3 protein-coding genes are annotated in these 3354 nt (G+C 56.0%); all 3 read right to left on the bottom strand.

The genetic code is table 11. The features are described from left to right. Positions 1-275: TrbC/VirB2 family protein (locus GSQ91_RS18795; RefSeq protein ID WP_158823309.1), on the bottom strand; the 275-nt coding region annotated here is incomplete at its 3' end. Between the two features lie 745 nt (positions 276-1020). Further along, a complete protein-coding gene (locus tag GSQ91_RS18790) occupies positions 1021-2247 on the bottom strand; it encodes a dienelactone hydrolase family protein (RefSeq protein WP_158823308.1) in 1227 nt (408 codons plus the stop codon). A 467-nt stretch (positions 2248-2714) separates the two neighbouring features. Beyond that, the coding region (locus tag GSQ91_RS18785; protein WP_371417127.1) for a DNA methyltransferase at positions 2715-3354 on the bottom strand (640 nt) is incomplete at its 5' end.

Raw genomic sequence — 3354 nt, 5'->3', positions numbered from 1 at the left:
AAGACGATCCCGGCGAGCATCTTCTTCGACTGGCCTTCGCCATAGGCGAACATCAGTCCACCGACCACAATGGCGACAAGGCTTAGGCCCGTCGCGATCGTTCCCGTAAAGGCGGTTTTGAGGACGTTGACTGCGTTGTCCCACGGATCGCTGCCAGTGGATTGTGCGTAGACCGGCAGAGCTGCAAGAAACACCAGCGATGGGATTGACAGCCTTCGGGCGCGTTCAATCAAGCGCCGGAGGTGAGGCCGTTTGATGGGAAGGGTGATTTGCATTATTGCTCCTTTCGTTTGCATCTCCGGCGAGTGGGTACTCTCGGTTGCAACGTCTGGAGCGAAGGTAGGCGAGAATTGGGGTCGCGATTATTACCTTTTGCGACGCACTATTCCATCTGAGGCAATAATCCGGAGACACATATCACGGTGGTTGAGGCACGCAGGAAAGGTCATATTTGGTTGCGTCGCGCAGGCGCAGAGATTCTCTCTCGACTGCCTAGGCGCTTCTTTTCTATTTGGGGGTGTCCGGAGAGGATATTTCTCATTTTGAGAGTAAGCGGGACCACGAAGGGAGACTAGCCACTGATCTCAGTCAAAGCCCTTCACAAGTGAGAAGCCTAATTCAGGTTGCCCATCACGGCTAAATGAGTTCATTGGCGATGATGCACAAACCGAGGCGGATCGGTCGCTTCGGGATTGTCGGCCATCCGACCAAAAGCCTCGGGTGCAACGGCGAGGAGTACACAGAGACGTATTCCGGCCTCGCGGTCAGGTAACAGCGCTGGGGGGCGAACCGGCGATCCGGCGAGAATACTCTGCGCAACCACGCTCTGCGATTTAGCAGATCGTGGCCGATAATTCGGAATCGAGAACGTGAGCTATTTGCGTGCAAATGCAGCATCGAGCCAAAAACAATCTTCCAAGGAGCAGGTTTCTGCCTGGCGGTTCCGCTGAACGAAGGTTGTACTTTGACGCATGCGACACTTGCGCTCCCGCGAACTGATCTCCGTTGGATACTCTATGCTTAACGCGATGAGGGGTCTGGCTTTGCAATCACGTTGGTTGCCGCGCGAAATCTCATGGACATCGAGTGTTTGGGGACGCCATTCACAGTCGGCGAGGTCTTCAGCATAGCTAGTGCGGCGCTGTCGTTCTTGAGGTATCCGTCAAAAAAGGCACGTGTATAGCGCATCACCCATGAGAACTGGAGCAAGCAGTCGTTGTAATCGTAATCCGCGATCTGGAGATTGTTTGGGACCTCGTTCTGCCACAGCCGACTATGGCGGTAGGAGAAGGAGTAGAAGGCCGGATGAAACATGCCCAGCATGCGCGCTGTGAAGAGATCGCCGTGCTCCCATGCGTTGAGCACACTTGGGCCTCCGCTGTGAAAGCGCGACGTGATCTGGTCCTCGCTTTCGACCGATTGATCAGCCTCTTCAAAGTAGATGAGTGGGATCTTCATCTTTTCCGGATCGGCGTAGCCAGAGGCCTTCACAATGCCGGGAAAATAGCGCTCACTGCCGTCGAGTGAGACGAGCGCATCGATGCGATCATCGTGCGCGGCCGCCAGAACGTCCGCTAATCCGCCCCAACTGAAACCCATGACAGCGATCCGCGTCATGTCCGTGTCGGGCAGTGAATGTGCAAAGCCGATAAGAAATGAGACGTCCGCAGCCTGAGCCTCCGCGTCTTCCAGATCATGTGTGGATTCGCGGGTATTCACACCCATACCCGGCGCCGCGATGACAACATACCCAAAGCTGGCGAGGTATTCGCAGAGATCTGCGTTCTCCCAGGCGATCGACGAGAAGCTTGGGGAATAGATGATTACGGGATATTTTCTAGCGAGCGGCTTTGCGTCTCTGACGGAATGCATAGCCTCTGTTACCCTCGTGCCGAGAGTTCCAGCCCAGTACTTGCCGCTCGGCGTCGTCTGCGGGTTGCCGAAACTCATTTCCGTAGCTGCCAGGGCAAGATAGTCTCCGGCAGTCATGCTGGACTGACTGCCCTTCTCTGCCGGGTACCAGATGAGAGTCTGCAGAGGACGTGCGCGTTCCCCGGTTACTGGATTTCCTGCTTCGTCTAGCCGAGACCGAAAGAGGCGTTCGCGATCATACTGTTCGACCACCTTCAGACCAACAGCGTTTGAGCCCCACTCCACGGCGAACCGTGGGTTGAAGTCCGGGCTTTGTGCAACGCCGGCCAATGTGCAGACGGTCAAACAAACGGAGAAGAAACGACTAACCTGCATTCGCATGCAACTCCCTCCTAGGCTTCTTCAGAGTCTATCCGAGCAGGAGTTTTCCTGCGAATGCAGAATATTGGTAAGGCTTGAGAGAACCTTTTCTCCGGTTCGCTCCTTCTCGCGATCGAAGCCACAATCCAATCAGCTCGTAGAACGCGGCCGATGTCATATTTCTGCGGATATGATCGCGTCGTCCGCACGTGCGCGGCAATGAAAGACGGTAATCGCGCCTGTTGAGGTTCCTCGCGCCCCAGGCTCGCTCAAGGTGAGTCACCGGCAATCCGGAAGTAACCCTCGTTTGGTGATATCAGGCCAATTCACTCATCCACTCCGGTTTGTGATCGCAAATTCATCAGATCTGGGCATTCCCACCATGATCAGCAGAGGATTCGCGGGCATGCCGTGGGTCAAGGCTGGAGCCAGATGATTGAAGAACATGTGCGCCTTGAGGCGCGGCAGGCCCGCGAGCAAAATCAAACTCGCGTGGGAATGCCCATTCCGGGGGACCGCTTTGCAGCGATCCTCCGGTGGACTCTGTTCAGACGGTCACTGGCATGGTGAAAGTACGCATCGTCCATTTCCACGCCGATGTACTTGCGGCCTGCGAGCAATGCGGCTGCACATGAGCTTCCACTGCCTGCGAAGGGATCGAGTACCAGCTCTTCGGGAAGTGAGAAGCAGCGGACCAAAGGAGCCAGAGCTTCTACAGGTTTCTGTGTGGGATGAAGTTTGTTGCCGCTATATGGCATATCCATCACATCGCCGAGCGGCTGCTTCGGCAACGGGGGGCTCCCCTTGGCCAGCAGAAATGCTTGCTCATGCTGATAGCGAAGGAACCTGCTCTTCGAGCTATAGCTCTTGCGAAAGACGATGTGTCCGACAGGCTGGAAACCTGCAGCGCGCCATGCTTCGAAGAACGCATCGACCTTCGTCCATCCGTAGAACATCACGGCTACCCGGTCCTGCTTCAACACCCGATACGCTTCTGCCATCGCCGGCTTGAGCCAGGTGTCATCGGCATCATTCTGAATCGTGCGCCCATCGCGGTCGCGGTAGTTCACCAGATACGGTGGGTCGGTGAGAATGAAATCGACGCTGTTCGCGGGCATCTGT

This window comes from Granulicella sp. S156 (assembly GCF_009766105.1).
In the GTDB taxonomy this organism is placed as follows: domain Bacteria; phylum Acidobacteriota; class Terriglobia; order Terriglobales; family Acidobacteriaceae; genus Granulicella.
This window is presented reverse-complemented; position numbering and strand designations above follow the sequence as displayed.